Genomic DNA, 15,053 nt, shown 5'->3' with positions numbered 1-15,053 from the left:
CCGGCCGCATTTGTCCTGTACCCGGGCTCGACAATGCGCCGCAGAACTTTGCCGCCCGTACGGCATCGGAAACAATATCCGACCACCACAGGAGAACCGGCATGAACATCCACCTTTCCTTCGGCCCGCTGGCAGCGTTGATCGCCGGCATCCTGATCCTGGTCATGCCGAGGCTGCTCAATTACATCGTGGCGCTGTACCTGATCGTGATCGGACTGGTCGGTTTGTTCGGGCACGGCAAGTTCATCTGACGCGCCGCTCGCCCTCCCCCCCCCAACACCGGCAAAAGCGACGGCAACGATTGCTTACAAATCTGCGATGAAATGAAACACTTTGATGTCGTCCACCGGATCGGCAATTCGTTATTGGAAGTAAGGCGCCGCGATAAGCGAAAACCCAACGTCAGGGGCCGAGAACAACCTCCACTTTCAAAAGGAAATTGCCATGAAAACCAAATCCGTCATCGTCGCTTCCCTGCTGACCGCCCTGGCACTGCCGGTGTTTGCACAGACCGGCGCCGCCGCTACCCCGGCCGCAACGCCAGCCGCTCCTGCAGCGGCCAAGACTGATGCCGCCCCCAAGGCAAAGACCACGCATGCCAAGCACAAGAAGGTCGCAAAGAAGAGCGAAAAGAAGGAAGCCGCCGGCACTGAAGCCAAGCCGGCCGCCGATGGCGCCAAGAAGTAAGGCCGCATCGTTCAAAGAGCAATTCCGGAGTGCCTCGGCACTCCACCCATGTCTGGGATGACTGGGGTGCCGCATCATCTGTCGCGAGACATTGATGCGGCATTTTTTTTTGCGGCGCTTGATCAGTCGGCTTGCCAGCGTATGCGCACACGCTCGCCGCCGCTTGCGAAATGGGCGCAATCCATGCCGATGCCCGCGGCAAAAATCAAATCGCCGCCGGCGAACAGCAGCGGCAGGAATGGCCGCTCCCAGGCCGGCACATCGGCCGTCTGGAAATGCTGCTTGAGGCTGCGCGCCGGACGGTTGTCGGCCAGCTTCACCCGCTCGCCCCCGCTGCGCCCGCGGATGGACAAGGCTTGCCTTTGCAGCCAATCGATGTCGAAACCCGGTTGCGCATCGTCGCCGGCAATGCATTCGAAATGCAAGGCGCCGTAATACGCATCGACGCGCAGCCGCGCTTCGCCATTCCACTTCAAGCCAATCTCCACCTCCTCCGCCGGCGGCGTACGGCGCGGCGAGAGAAATATCCGTTCCCGGTAGCGATGCACTTCGCCATCCGGATGCGACACGCATAGCTGCGCCTCGACACCGGCCTGCAGCAATTGCTCGCGCATCTCCAGCATCCACGCCGTCGATGGCATGCGCATGCCGCGCAAGGCGAACCAGTGGCGCATCAGGTTGAAGAAGCGCTGTTGGCTCAACTGGCGCAAGGCAGGCATCAGCAGGTGATCCTCATGCCGGCACTGCGCAAGATCCTGCTCGGCAACCTCATGCAGCAGTTGCTGCGCGCCCTGCGCATGCCCGGCCGCACGCGCCAGGCGCTGCTGGAACCCGGGAAAGGCATGGCCCAGCGCCGGCATCACACGGTGCCGCAAGGCGTTGCGTGCGTAGCGTGTGTCGGCGTTGGATTCATCCTCGATGTGGGAAATGCCCTTGCCGGCCGCGTACGCTTCGAGTTGTGCCCGCGCCATTCCCAGCAGCGGCCTTGCGATCGGCGTGGCATCGTCGCCCAGCAAAGCGGGCGCGGTATTGCAGCGCTCCATGCCCGACATGCCGGCCAGGCCGCTGCCGCGCAACAGCTGCAGCAATACGGTTTCGGCCTGGTCGTCCAGATGGTGCGCGGTCAACAGAATGTCGACGCCGTGCTCGCGGCACATGCGCCCCAGCACCGCATAACGCGCCACGCGCGCAGCCTCTTCAACACCGGAATCGGCCACCTTGGAAAGCTGCACGCGTTCGGCAAAGAACGGCAGCTGCAAATCCCGGCAGCGCGCTTGGCAATGCGCCATCCAGCCATCGGCATTGGGGCTCAGGCCGTGATGCACATGCAGGGCCAGCAGCGAAAACCCCCGCCCGGCGGCGAATGCGGCGGCGACATCGAGCAATACCGAGGAATCGAGCCCACCGCTGTACGCCACCGCCAAGACCGCCGGCCGGCCGGCCGGCAACCGGCCCGCCAAGGTTTGTTCCAAGGCCTGCTGCATGGCTTGCGCCACTTTTTGTACAGCGCGGGGATTCTCGGACATGGAGGCGAAATCGGACATGGAGGCAGAGCAACAGATGGGTGAACAGGCAACTCAGGAAACCAGACGCCAAACATAATCGCAACATAAGCAAGGGCGCCCTACAAACGACAAGCGCCAGCGACCGGAATCGCTGGCGCTTGTCTTGCCCCGGCTGCCTCGCCTGCATTGCTGCGGCGAAGCAAAGGCGGCTTATTCCGCCGAGTTCAGTTCCTTGAACTTGCCGTAGGCCATCAGCTTTTCGTGGCGGGCAGCCAGCAGTTCCTTGGTCTTCACGCCCTGGAACTGGCGCAGCGTATCCGACAATGCGCGCTTCAACAGCGCGGCCATCTGCTTCGGATCGCGGTGGGCGCCGCCCAGCGGTTCGTTGACGATCTTGTCGATCAGGCCGATCGCCTTGAGGCGATGCGCGGTCAGGCCCAGCGCTTCAGCGGCGTCGGCGGCGCGGTCGGCGGTCTTCCACAGGATGGAAGCGCAGCCTTCCGGCGAGATCACCGAATAGGTCGCGTATTGCAGCATCAGCACCGAGTCGCCCACGGCGATCGCCAGCGCGCCGCCGGAACCGCCTTCACCGATGATGGTGGCAATCAGCGGCACCTTCAGCTCGGCCATCACATACAGATTGTGGCCGATCGCTTCGGACTGGCCGCGCTCTTCGGCATCGATGCCGGGAAACGCGCCCGGGGTATCGACGAAGGTAAAAATCGGTAAATTGAATTTTTCGGCGACCTTCATCAGGCGCATCGCCTTGCGATAGCCTTCCGGCTTGGGCATGCCGAAGTTGCGCATGGCGCGTTCCTTGGTGTCGCGCCCCTTCTGGTGGCCGATCACCATGCACGCCTGGCCATTGAAACGGGCCAGGCCGCCGACGATGGACTGGTCGTCCGCGAAAGTGCGGTCGCCGTGCAGTTCGTGGAAGTCGGTGAAGATTTCGCGCACGTAGTCCATGGTGTACGGACGTTGCGGGTGGCGCGCGATCTGGGACACCTGCCAGGGCGTGAGCTTGGCGTAGATGTCCTTGGTCAGTTGCTGGCTCTTCTTGACCAGGCGCTCGATCTCTTCGGAGATGTCGACGGCCGAGTCGTCCTGTACAAAACGCAACTCTTCGATCTTGGCGTCCAGCTCGGCGATGGCCTGCTCGAAGCCCAGAAAAGTCGTTGTCGATTTACTCATTGTGTTCCTTTGTTCAACAAGTCCGATGGTATGCCGTGATGCCCGCGCCATGCGGGGTACGGCTTCGTCATCGGTTTGCCTTCAATCTTGCGAGGAGCGGAGTATACACCAGCGGCCACTCCTGCCCTCGCTCCCCTGTATCGTTCAATAGTCCGACGGCAACGGATCCAGGCTGCGCCAGAGATACCATGTGGCAACGGTGCGCCACGGCTCCCAGTTCGCGGCGACTTCCCTGGCATCGCTGCGCGAGACCGGCTCGCCCGAGAAATAGCTGATGCTGATGCCCTTGAGCAAGCCGAAGTCGTCCAGCGGCAGCACGTTGGGGCGCAGCAGATTAAATATCAAAAACATCTCCGCTGTCCAGCGGCCGATCCCGCGGATCTGGATCATTTCCGCAATGACGGCCTCGTCCTCCATCTCGATCCATTTGTCGGGGTGGACGGTCTTGGCCTTGAAATGGTTGGCCAGGTCGAGGATGTACTCGGCCTTGCGCCGGGACAAGCCGCAGGCGGCCAGACCATCCAGGCCGGTACGGATCACCTGGGCCGGCGTGCATTTGGGGCAGGCTTCCAAAAAGCGTTGCCACACGGCATTGGCCGCCTTGGTCGAGATCTGCTGGCCGATCACCGAACGCGCCAGCGTGGTGAAGGCGTCGCCGCGCACCGTCAGTTGCAGATCGCCGAACTGGGGAATGATCTTGCGCATGATGCGGTCGCGCTTCATCAGCTCGGCCTTGGCTTCTTCCCAATAGCCGGGGACGATCAGCGTCGGATCGACCGGACTTGTTTTTCTGATGGTATTCAAATCAAGCTCTCCGCCATTCGGTCAGCCCGCCCGGTTTGTCTTCCAGAATGATGCCGGCGGCAGTGAGCTCCGCACGGATGCGGTCTGCCTCGGCAAAGTTTTTGCCCTGCTTGGCCGCCTTGCGGGCGGCGATCAACGCTTCGATCTGCGCTTCATCCAGGCCGTCTTCCTGCGCGCCGCTGCGGCCCTTCAGGAATTCGTCCGGCGTACGCTCCAACAGCCCCAGCACGCCGGCCAGCGCCTTCAACTGGCGCGCATGCTGCGGCGAGCGGCTGCGGTTGACTTCATTGGCCAGCTCGAACAGCACCGAGACCGCCACCGGGGTGTTGAAGTCGTCGTTGAGCGCCTCGGCGAAACGCAGCGCATGCGCTTCGCCCGCATCCAGCGCGCCTTCCTGCGCCGGCACGTCTTTGAGCGCGGTGTACAGGCGCGTCAGTGCCTGACGGGCATCGTCGAGGTGGGCGTCGGAATAGTTCAGCGGGCTGCGGTAATGCGCGCGCAGGATGAAGAAGCGCACCACTTCCGGGTCGTACTTTTGCAGCACTTCGCGGATGGTGAAGAAGTTGCCGAGCGACTTCGACATCTTCTCGTTGTCGATGCGCACGAAACCGTTGTGCATCCAATAATTGACGAAGGTGTGGCGGTGCGCCCCTTCGGACTGGGCGATCTCGTTCTCGTGATGCGGAAACTGCAAATCCTGGCCGCCGCCATGGATGTCGAAATGGTCGCCCAGCAGGTCGCTGGACATGGCCGAGCATTCGATATGCCAGCCGGGCCGGCCACAGCCCCATTGCGAATCCCATTTGGCTTCGTCCGGCTCGCCTTCCTTGGCGGCTTTCCACAGTACGAAATCGAGCGGATCGCGCTTGCCGGTGTTGACATCCACCCGCTCGCCGGCGCGCAGGTCGTCGAGCGACTTGCCGGAGAGCTTGCCGTAGCCGGGGAAGTCGCGCACGGAATAATTGACGTCGCCGTCGGTCGCCTTGTAGGCCAGGCCGTTGCGCTCCAGCTTGCCGATCAGTTCCAGCATCTGCGGCACGTATTGGGTGGCGCGCGGCTCATGGTCGGGGCGCTGCACGCCCAGGGCGTCGGCATCCTCGTTCATGGCCGTGATGAAACGCTCGGTCAGCTGGTAGATCGATTCCCCGTTTTCCTGCGCGCGTTTGATGATCTTGTCTTCGATATCGGTGATGTTGCGTACATAAGTCACGTCGTAACCGGACTTGCGCAGCCAGCGCTGCACCATGTCGAACACCACCATCACGCGTGCGTGGCCGAGGTGGCAATAGTCATACACGGTCATGCCGCACACGTACAAGCGCACCTTGCCTGGTTCGATCGGGAAAAAGGTCTGCTTATCACGCGCCAGCGTGTTGTAAATTTTGAGCTCGCTCATGGGACGGGAATTCTGGGTTCGGCTGCACTGGAGACAGTGCCGTGGTCATGCTTCGCGCTTCGGGCCGCGCGCCGGGAAGAGTGCTTCCGGACGGGCGCTCGCCCCTTCGATCATTGTTCTAGCAACGCTTTCGACATGAACGCGACACGATAGCCAAACCTCTTTTTGTGGTGCTTGTTTGATATAAAATGCCTGCTTTCGTCCGAGTATAGCATTGATAAACCATGCCCCCAGAATCACAAGAACAGACATCTATTCATGGTTTGCGCGGTTTGATCAATAGAACTGCCCACAAGACGGCGCTGCTGTCCGGCCTGGTCGCCGCCCTCTTCGCCATCCCCGCGCATGCCAGCGAGATGTCCGACATCAACAAGCTGATGCGGTCGGGCCAGTATGCCGAGGCGCTCACGAAAACCGACGCCATACTCGCGAAACACCCGCGCGACGCGCAGATGCGTTTCACGAAAGGCCTGATCTTAGCAGAACAAAATCGTTCTGCGGAGGCCATCGCGGTGTTCGTCAAACTGACCGAAGACTTCCCCGACCTGCCCGAGCCGTACAACAACCTGGCCGTGCTATATGCCGCCAACGGGCAATACGACAAGGCGCGCGCGGCGCTGGACATGGCCATGCGCACCAACCCGACCTATGCCACCGCGCTGGAGAATCTTGGCGATGTCTACGCCAAGCTGGCCAGCCAGGCCTATGACAAGGCCTTGCAGATCGATCCGGGCAACAACGTCCCGCAGCCCAAACTGACGCTCTTGCGCTCGCTCAACGGCAATGCCACCGGCGGCACCGTGCCGCGCCTGGCCAGCGCCGCTCCCGGCCAGGCCGCGCAGGCGCAGCGGGACGCCAAGGCCAAGGCCGATGCCGCCGCCGCCGAACAGCAGGAACGGGTGAAGGCGCTGGCCGCCGAGAAGGCCGCGCAGCAAGCCGCGGCCGACAAGGCGGCGGCGGAAAAGACGGTCATCGCCAAGGCTTCGGCCGACAAGTCCTCCGCTGAAAAGGCGGCGGCTGAAAAGGCGGCTGCCGAGAAGGCCGCGGCGGACAAGGCGGCAGCGGAGAAAGCCGCCGCTGACAAGGCCGCCGCAGACAAAAAGGCGGCCGAAGACAAAGCGGCCGCCGACAAGAACAAGGCCGACAAGGCGGCGTCCGAGCAGAAGCAGAAGGAACAGGCCGAACGCCTGGAGAAAGAAAAGGCTGCCCGGGCCGAGAAGGAAAAGGCCGCCCAGGCCGACAAGCTGGCGGCAGCCGAAAAGGCCGCTCAAGCCAAGGCCGCGGCAGAAAAAGCCCGGGCCGACAAGGCCAAGGCATCCGCCGACGCCGACCAGGACAAGAACCTCGTGCTGGCCTCGCTCAACAGCTGGGCCAAGGCCTGGAGCGACAAGGACGTGAAGGGCTACCTGGCCCACTATGCCAGCGATTTCGAAACGCCCAAGGGCGCGACCCGCAAGGAATGGGCCGAGGAACGCCGCGCCCGCATCGAGGACAAGGGCCATATTACCGTCAAGGTAAGCAACGCCCAGGTCGCCATCAAGGGCAATACCGCCACCGTGCGCTATCGCCAGATATATAATTCCAACCGGCTGACAGTGGACAGCCGCAAGACCCTGGTCTTCATCAAACAGGGCAACAAATGGCTGATCAAACAGGAACGATCGGGAGGGTAATCGATGGCTCAAGCTTTACAAGGGCGTCCGGCGCGCATGCTGGGGCGCCTGCTGATGTTATGTCTGGCCGGCCTGCCGACCACCGGCAGCGTTGCCTCCTCGTCTTCCATCCCGCCGCAAAGCGCCGGCCCGGCCGCGCCCGGCAAGCCCGACCCCGAGGCCTTGCTGATCGACGTCTACAAGGACCTCGGCGCCAACCGCCTGCGCGAAGCCCAGGCCAAGGCCGACGCCCTGGTGGCGGCCTATCCGACCTTCCGGCTCGGCCATCTGGTGCAAGGCGACCTGCTGCAGATGCATGCGCGCCCGGTGCGCAATTTCGGCGCCATGGCCGACGCCCCGCCGGACAAGCTCAAGGAATTGCGCGACGAAGCCATGGTGCGCATCCGCTCGCTGCAGGAAAAACCCGATCCCAGCCTGATCCCCCAAGCCGTGCTGCAAATGGGCGAAGACCAGAAAACCGTCTTGGTGGTCGATACCTCGCGCTCGCGCCTGTACGTCTACGAGAACCAGGACGGCCAGTTGAAGTACCAGACCGACTACTACATCTCGCAAGGCCGCTTCGGCGCCAACAAATCCAAGGAAGGCGACCAGCGCACCCCGATCGGCGTGTACTACGTCAACAATCGCATTCCCGGCCCCAAGCTGCCTGATTTCTACGGCACCGGCGCGCTGCCGCTGTCCTATCCCAATGAATGGGACAAGCGCAACGGCCGCAGCGGCTACGGCATCTGGCTGCACGGCACGCCGTCCGACAATTTCAGCCGTCCGCCGCTGTCCTCCGACGGTTGCGTGGTGCTGGCCAATCCGGACCTGCAAAGCCTGTACTCCACCGCAGAGGTCGGCAAGACCATGGTGGTGATCAGCCAGGGCGTGCAATTCGTCAACAAGGGCGAATGGGACAAGCAGCGCCAGGCCGCGACCGCCATGCTGGAACAATGGCAACAGTCGCTGGAAAATTCCGACAGCGAGAAGACCCTGTCCTACTACTCGCGCGATTTCCGCTCGGCCCTGGGCGAAAGCCTGCCGACCTGGTTCTCGCGCCAGCAAAAGAGCATGAACGGGGCGCGCTTCACCAGTGTCAAACTGCGCGATGTCAGCCTGTTCCGCTATCCGGGCCCGGATGACATGATCGTCAGCACTTTCATCCAGGAAAGCGCCGTCGGCAAGAGCAAAAACGCGATCCGCAAACGCCAGTACTGGGTCAAGGAAGGATCGGAATGGAAAATTATTTACGAAGGTAATGCATGATGATTTCTCGTCGTAGCCTGCTGCGCGGCCTGGCCGCGCTCTCCCTGTCCGCCGCCCTGTCGGCGCCGGCTTTCGCCGCCGACGCGCCGCGCGTGCTGATCAAGACCAGCATGGGCGACATCGTGGTCGAGCTCAATCCCGAGAAAGCGCCCGGCACCGTCGACAACTTCCTCAAGTACGTCAAGAAAGGCCAGTACAACGGCACCCTGTTCCACCGCGTGATCAACGGCTTCATGATCCAGGGCGGCGGCTACGACCGGAACATGCGCGAAAAGGCCACCGACGCGCCGATCAAGAACGAGGCCAATAACGGTTTGAAGAACGAGGTTTATACTATCGCCATGGCGCGCACCTCGGCCCCGCACTCGGCCACGGCCCAATTCTTCATCAACGTGGCCAACAACGCCGCGCTGGATTACCCGAGCCGCGATGGCTGGGGTTACGCGGTCTTCGGCAAGGTGGTCCAGGGCGCCGATGTGGTCGACAAGATCAAGCAGGCGCCCACCGGCGCCGGCGACGTGCCGGTGACCCCGGTCGTGATCGAATCGGCAACGCTGGTCAAATAAGCGTCGCGCAACACCTGACCCAGGGACAGGCGGGCCATCGGATGCCCGCCTCGTTTTTTTGTTTTCACCCTGATTTTTACCATTTTCACTGTTCAGCAAAGGATTCAACATGGCAGTTCTGCTCACCACCAACCACGGCAACATCAAGATCGAACTGGATGCCGAAAAAGCGCCGAAGACCGTCGAGAACTTCCTGGCTTACGTGAACGCCGGCCACTACAACGGCACCATTTTCCACCGCGTGATCGACGGCTTCATGATCCAGGGCGGCGGCTTCGAGCCCGGCATGAAGCAGAAGGAAACCAACGAACCGATCGAGAACGAAGCCAAGAACGGCCTCAAGAACGAGCCCTACACGCTGGCCATGGCCCGCACCGCCGCGCCGCACTCGGCCTCGGCCCAGTTCTTCATCAACGTCAAGAACAACAGCTTCCTGGACTTCCCGGGCCAGGACGGCTGGGGCTACTGTGTGTTCGGCAAGGTGGTCGAAGGCACTGAAGTGGTCGACAAGATCAAGGGCGTCAAGACCTCCCGCACCGGCATGTTCGCCGACGTGCCGGCCGAAGATGTCGTGATCGAAAAGGCGGAAGTGGTCTGACGCCACTCCCCACCAGACGATGACGATTTTCGCGTCCTCACAAAAAGCGCAGCCGACGGTTGCGCTTTTTGTTTCCGACCTCCACCTGCAGGCGTCGCTGCCGCGCACCACCGCAGCCTTCCTCGAATTCCTGCAAACCCATGCGACGCAAACGCAGCAGCTCTACCTGCTGGGCGACATCTTCGAATACTGGGCCGGCGACGACGATCTCGTCACGCCCTACAACCGCGAGATCGCCGATGCCCTGAAGGCGTTGCAGCCGCATGGCGTGCAGGTCTTTTGGATCGCCGGCAACCGCGACTTCCTGGTCGGGACCGGGTTCGCGCAAGCCGCCGGCCTGACGCTGCTGGACGACCCGCATGTGATCCGCCTGGCCGGGCGCGAGATCGCGCTGGCCCACGGCGACGCGCAATGCACCGACGACGCCGCCTACATGGCCTTCCGCGCCCAGGTGCGCCAGCCGGCCTACCAGCAACAGTTCCTCGCCATGCCGCTGGCGCAGCGCAAGGCCATCATCGAGGGCATGCGCAAGAACAGCCAGGACTCCAACCAGAACAAGTCCCACGAGATCATGGACGTCAATGCCGAGGCCATCGGCCAGCTGTTCGCACAGACCGGCGTCAACGTGCTGATCCACGGCCATACGCACCGCACCGCCCTGCATGTGCTGGGCAGCGGTGAAGGCCAGCGCCTGCGCTATGTGCTGCCGGATTGGGAATACGATATCCAAACGCCGCGCGGCGGCTGGATCAGCCTGACGGCGGATGGCGTGCTGCATCGCTTCGATGCGGTGGGTAGTGAAATTAACTGATTGGCTTGCCGTAAAAATGACACTGGGTCCCGGCCTTCGCCGGGACGACGGGGTACTTGATCTTGGAAGCCGTCGTCCTGACGAAGGTCAGGATCCAGCGGCGTTCAGTCAACAGTAACATCCTGCATCAGCCTCAATCCACCAGCTTGTTCAATTGCTCGGCATCGAAGCGGCTCAATTCCTCGAAGCGCTGACACCCTATCCCCGCGCCCTTGAGCGCGGCCAGCATCACCTCGATCTGCTGCTCCTGTGCCGCCACCTGGTTGATCAACCCGTGCAGGGCCTTTGACAGCGGATCATCGCCATTGGGCATGACGCCGTAAGCGGCGAAGATGCGCGCCGCAGCCGGCTCGCGCGGATCCTGGGGCGCCGCGCGTTGCACGATGCGCGCCGGATTGCCGACCGCCGTGGCGCCGGCCGGCACCTCCTTGGTCACCACCGCATTGGAGCCGACCTTGGCGCCGTCGCCTACCGTAAATCCGCCCAGCACCTTGGCCCCGGCGCCGATGATCGCGCCGCGCCCCAGCGTGGGATGGCGCTTGGCGCCCTTGGCCAGCGAAGTGCCGCCCAGCGTCACGCCCTGGTAGATGGTACAGTCGTCGCCGATCACCGCGGTCTCGCCGATCACCACGCCGAAACCGTGGTCGATGAATACGCGGCGGCCGATGGTCGCGCCCGGATGGATCTCGATACCGGTCAAGCCGCGCGCGATGTGCGAGATGAAACGGCCCAGCCATTTGAAGTCCGCCAACCAGCAGGCATTGGCCCAGCGGTGCATCACCACCGCATGCAAGCCGGGATAACAGGTCAGCACTTCCCAATTGTTGCGCGCGGCGGGATCGCGCTCGCGGATGCTGGCGATGTCTTCACGGAGTCGGCTGAACATGGTAGTGCTTCCTGGAACGGGCTAGTAAAAAATGCTGATGCAAAAAAATCGCCGGACATCAAGTCCGGCGACGGTGTCGTACCTGAGACGACCGGACTTATTTAGGCAGACGCTGACGTCGCGCTTCGTAAAGACAGACGCCGGAAGCGACCGACACATTCAGGCTCTCGACCGAGCCGAACATCGGGATATTGACCAGCACGTCGCAGGTCTCGCGCGTCAGGCGGCGCATGCCCTCGCCTTCCGACCCCATCACCAGCGCGGTAGGTCCGGTGAAGTCGCCCTCATACAAACCCTTCTCGGCATCATCGGTGGTGCCGATGAGCCATACGCCGCGCTCCTTCAGGTCGCGCATGGTGCGCGCCAGGTTGGTGACGGTGATGTAGGGCACGGTATCGGAAGCGCCGCTGGAGACCTTCATGGCAGTGGCATTCAGGCCCACCGCGCGATCCTTGGGGGCGATCACCGCGTGCGCGCCGGCGCCGTCGGCCACCCGCAGGCAGGCGCCCAGGTTGTGCGGATCGGTAATGCCGTCCAGGATCAGCAGCAACGGCGGGCCCTGCACCGCATCCAGCAATTCGTCCAGCGTGCGCGCCAGCGACAGCGTGGCGGCCTTGGCCACCACACCCTGGTGGCGGCGCGTGCCGACCATCGCCGACAAGCGCTGGTCGTCGGCCTGGATGATGCGCACATTGGCTTCCTTGGCCGCGTGCAGCATGTCCAGCATGCGGCGGTCGCGGCGGTCGGCGTCCACATAGATTTCATCCACCGACGATGCCTCGTGGCGGATGCGGGACGTGACGGCATGGAAGCCGAAAATCATTTTGCTCTTCATAAAACCTGCTTGTTTCTTCTCTTATTACTGCGATGACTAACTATGGCTTGCTACGGATCAAGGGCAAACCTCCAGCGCCGCTTCAGCGCTTCTTCTTGCCCTTGGAAAATCCCTTGGCCGCCGCCCGCTTGCGGTCGGTTTCGCCGGCGCGCGCGTGCGGCGCGGCGCCTTTGGCCTTGGTCGCTTTGGCCGGCTTGGGCGGAGCCGCCTTTCTGGCTTGTGCCGCCGGCTTGGCCGCCCCGTTGGGCTTGCCGCGCGCGGCGCTTTCGGCGCGCTTGGCTTCGTTCTTGATCAGCGTGCGGATGCCCGGCTCGTTGACCAGCGACAGGTCGATCTTGCGCGCATCCAGGTCGACCCGGCTGACCTGCACGGTCACGCGGTCGGTCAGCTGATAGCGGATGCCGGTGCGCTCGCCGCGCAGCTCGTGGCGCGCCTCGTCGTACTGGAAGTAATCGGCGCCCAGTTCGGTGACGTGCACCAGGCCTTCGATATACAGCGCATCGAGCTGCACGAAGATGCCGAAGGTGGCCACACCCGAGATGGTGCCGGTGAACTCTTCGCCCAGCTTGTCGCGGATGAAATAGCACTTGAGCCATGCCTCGACATCGCGCGAAGCCTCATCGGCGCGGCGCTCGTTGGCCGAACAGTGCAGGCCCAGCGCTTCCCAGATGGCCAGGCTGCCCTGCTTGCCGTCGCCGCGCGGCTTTTTGCCGGCAGCCAGGTCGGCCGCCCGCTGTTGCTGCTGCATCTTGCGCGCCGCCGGCGAGATCGAGGTGTTCAGCGCGCTGCTGTCGATGCCCTTGGGTTCATAGCGCTTGCCTTGCAAAACGGCCTTGATGGCGCGGTGCGTGAGCAGGTCGGGATAGCGGCGGATCGGGCTGGTGAAGTGCGCGTAGGACTCATAAGACAGGCCGAAGTGACCGATGTTGTCCGGGCTGTAGACCGCCTGCTGCATCGAGCGCAACAGCATGGTCTGGACCAGCACCGCATCCGGGCGCGCCTTGATCTTGGGCATCAGCTCGGCATAGTCGGACGCGCTGGGCGTGTCGCCGCCGCCCAGGGAAAGGCCGGTTTGCTTGAGGAAGTTGCGCAGCTGCGTCAGCTTTTCCTTGGTAGGGCCGGCGTGGATGCGGTACAGGGCCGGGTGTTCATGGCGCTTGAGCAAGTCGGCGGCGCAGACGTTGGCCGCCAGCATGCACTCCTCGATCAGGCGGTGCGCATCGTTGCGAGTGCGCGGCAGGATCTTCTCGATCTTGCCGGCGGCGTTGCAGACGATGTAGGTCTCGGTGGTCTCGAAGTCGATGGCGCCGCGCGCCTGGCGCGCCTGCAACAGCGCCTGGAACACTTCATACAAGTGCGTCAGGTGCGGCACCAGGCCGATGCGGCGCGCCGCTTCCGGTCCCTTGGTGTTGGTCAGGATGGACGCCACTTCGGTATAGGTCAGGCGCGCGGCCGAATGGATCACGGCCGGGTAGAACTGGTAAGCCTTGATCTCGCCCTTGGCGGTGATCACGGCATCGCACACCAGCGTCAGGCGGTCGACATCCGGATTGAGCGAACACAGGCCGTTGGACAGCTTTTCCGGCAGCATCGGGATCACCCGGCGCGGGAAGTAGACCGAGGTGCTGCGCTCCAGCGCATCGGCATCCAGCGCGTCGTTCGGCTTGACGTAATGGCTGACGTCGGCGATCGCCACGATCAAGCGGTAGCCGTTGGCGCGACCGATCTTGACCGGCTCGCAGTAGACGGCATCGTCGAAGTCGCGCGCATCCTCGCCGTCGATGGTGACCAGCGGCACGTCGCGCAGGTCGACGCGGTCCTTGAGGTCGGCCGCGCGCACTTCGCTGGGCAGCTTGGCCGCCAGCTTCTTGGCCAGGTCCGAGAACTCATGCGGCACGCCGTATTTGCGCACCGCGATTTCGATTTCCATGCCCGGGTCGTCGATGTCGCCCAGGATCTCGACGATCTTGCCCACCGGCTGGGTATAACGCGAAGGCTGCTCGGTCAGTTCAACGCTGACCACCTGCCCCGCCTTGGCCTTGCCGGGCGAACCGGCCAGCAGTACGTCGTGGCCGATACGCTTGTCTTCCGGCGCCACCACCCACACGCCGTTCTCATTGAGGAGACGGCCGATCACATGGGTATTGGCGCGATCCACCACTTCCACGATGGTGCCTTCCGGCCGGCCGCGGCGGTCGGTGCCGACGATGCGCGCCTGGACGCGGTCGCCGTGCATCACCTTCTGCATTTCCTTCTCGGGCAGGAACAGATCGTCGCTGCCGTCGTCCGGCAGCAGGAAACCGAAACCGTCGCGGTGGCTGGACACCCGCCCTTCGATGAAATTGGGCGAATGGGTCAGTTGGTAGTTGCCGGCCCGGTCGGGCTTGATCTGGCCGTCGCGCTCCATGGCGTTGAGCCGTCGCGTCAGGCCGTCCATCTCTTCAGGCTTGACGCCAAGCGCCGCTGCCAGACTGGGCGCGCCTTGCGGCGTGGGCGAAGTGCGCAGGATGCCGAGGATTTCTTCCCGGCTGGGAATGGAGTAAGGAAATTGGCTCAAAAGTGTCGTTTGCGCAATTGTTATCGATGGAACCGGCGCGATCGCTCCGGTCAGGTTGGATAGTCCCTAGTGTAACGGAGTTGCGGCCATTTACCTAACCGCAATACCCGGTCCGCAGCACCGTTCGGCGGAACAAGCACGAAAAAATCGCAAATTCCTCCCCACAAGAGCATTGACAAGATCCCCCTATCGTATATAATCACGTTCTTTCGCGTTATTGCCCACGTGGCGGAATTGGTAGACGCGCATGGTTCAGGTCCATGTGCCGCGAGGTGTGGGGGTTCGAGTCCCTCCGT

General features: G+C 63.0%; 14 protein-coding genes. 7 read left to right on the top strand and 7 right to left on the bottom strand.

Annotated elements, in window-relative coordinates; all coding sequences use genetic code 11:
• Positions 1-101: 101 nt before the first annotated feature.
• Together AC07N6_RS23540 and AC07N6_RS23535 are read left to right on the top strand one after the other, a co-directional pair.
• Positions 102-251, top strand: coding sequence for a DUF3096 domain-containing protein (locus AC07N6_RS23540; protein ID WP_494780221.1), 150 nt, complete (start codon positions 102-104; stop codon positions 249-251).
• 193 nt (positions 252-444) lie between these two features.
• Positions 445-687 carry a hypothetical protein gene (locus AC07N6_RS23535; RefSeq protein ID WP_494780222.1) on the top strand — a complete coding sequence of 81 codons (243 nt, stop codon included), beginning with the start codon at positions 445-447 and terminating at the stop codon, positions 685-687.
• 122 nt (positions 688-809) lie between these two features.
• On the opposite strand, the gene tilS is transcribed toward AC07N6_RS23535, so the two are convergent.
• The 4 genes from tilS to cysS form a co-directional block, all read right to left on the bottom strand.
• Positions 810-2,213: a tRNA lysidine(34) synthetase TilS gene (tilS, locus tag AC07N6_RS23530; protein WP_494780223.1), complete on the bottom strand. Its 1,404-nt coding sequence runs from the start codon at positions 2,211-2,213 to the stop codon at positions 810-812.
• A gap of 189 nt (positions 2,214-2,402) precedes the next feature.
• Positions 2,403-3,383: an acetyl-CoA carboxylase carboxyltransferase subunit alpha gene (locus AC07N6_RS23525; protein WP_494780224.1), complete on the bottom strand. Its 981-nt coding sequence runs from the start codon at positions 3,381-3,383 to the stop codon at positions 2,403-2,405.
• 144 nt (positions 3,384-3,527) lie between these two features.
• Positions 3,528-4,187 carry a DNA-3-methyladenine glycosylase family protein gene (locus tag AC07N6_RS23520; RefSeq protein WP_494780225.1) on the bottom strand — a complete coding sequence of 220 codons (660 nt, stop codon included), beginning with the start codon at positions 4,185-4,187 and terminating at the stop codon, positions 3,528-3,530.
• Position 4,188: 1 nt separating this feature from the next.
• Positions 4,189-5,583 carry a cysteine--tRNA ligase gene (cysS, locus tag AC07N6_RS23515; protein ID WP_494780226.1) on the bottom strand — a complete coding sequence of 465 codons (1,395 nt, stop codon included), beginning with the start codon at positions 5,581-5,583 and terminating at the stop codon, positions 4,189-4,191.
• 224 nt (positions 5,584-5,807) lie between these two features.
• Between cysS and AC07N6_RS23510 the strand changes: the two genes are divergently transcribed.
• The 5 genes from AC07N6_RS23510 to AC07N6_RS23490 all read left to right on the top strand — a co-directional run bounded on the left by AC07N6_RS23510 (position 5,808) and on the right by AC07N6_RS23490 (position 10,479).
• A complete protein-coding gene (locus AC07N6_RS23510; RefSeq protein ID WP_494780227.1) occupies positions 5,808-7,256 on the top strand; it encodes a nuclear transport factor 2 family protein in 1,449 nt (482 codons plus the stop codon).
• Between the two features lie 36 nt (positions 7,257-7,292).
• Entirely contained in the window at positions 7,293-8,504 is a 1,212-nt protein-coding gene (locus AC07N6_RS23505) for a L,D-transpeptidase family protein (RefSeq protein WP_494780277.1), read from the top strand.
• On the top strand, positions 8,501-9,070 hold the full coding sequence (locus AC07N6_RS23500) for a peptidylprolyl isomerase (protein WP_494780228.1): 570 nt from the start codon (positions 8,501-8,503) through the stop codon (positions 9,068-9,070). Before AC07N6_RS23505 ends, AC07N6_RS23500 begins: the two co-directional genes overlap by 4 nt.
• Positions 9,071-9,179: 109 nt before the next feature.
• On the top strand, positions 9,180-9,668 hold the full coding sequence (locus tag AC07N6_RS23495; protein ID WP_050466249.1) for a peptidylprolyl isomerase: 489 nt from the start codon (positions 9,180-9,182) through the stop codon (positions 9,666-9,668).
• A 19-nt stretch (positions 9,669-9,687) separates the two neighbouring features.
• On the top strand, positions 9,688-10,479 hold the full coding sequence (locus tag AC07N6_RS23490) for a UDP-2,3-diacylglucosamine diphosphatase (RefSeq protein ID WP_494780229.1): 792 nt from the start codon (positions 9,688-9,690) through the stop codon (positions 10,477-10,479).
• A gap of 133 nt (positions 10,480-10,612) precedes the next feature.
• Here AC07N6_RS23490 and cysE read toward each other — a convergent pair whose 3' ends face one another.
• From cysE to rnr, 3 genes are all read right to left on the bottom strand, one after another.
• The gene (cysE, locus tag AC07N6_RS23485; protein ID WP_494780230.1) at positions 10,613-11,365 is read right to left on the bottom strand and encodes a serine O-acetyltransferase; all 753 of its coding nucleotides are present in this window, start codon (positions 11,363-11,365) and stop codon (positions 10,613-10,615) included.
• Between the two features lie 97 nt (positions 11,366-11,462).
• Entirely contained in the window at positions 11,463-12,200 is a 738-nt protein-coding gene (gene rlmB, locus AC07N6_RS23480) for a 23S rRNA (guanosine(2251)-2'-O)-methyltransferase RlmB (RefSeq protein ID WP_050466246.1), read from the bottom strand.
• 82 nt (positions 12,201-12,282) lie between these two features.
• Positions 12,283-14,757, bottom strand: coding sequence for a ribonuclease R (gene rnr / locus AC07N6_RS23475; RefSeq protein WP_494780231.1), 2,475 nt, complete (start codon positions 14,755-14,757; stop codon positions 12,283-12,285).
• Positions 14,758-15,053: the final 296 nt, after the last annotated feature.

This window comes from Herbaspirillum sp. GW821-FHT09A12 (assembly GCF_059418325.1).
The sequence above is the reverse complement of the archived record's forward strand: the minus strand, read 5'-3'. Positions and strand labels throughout refer to the sequence as shown.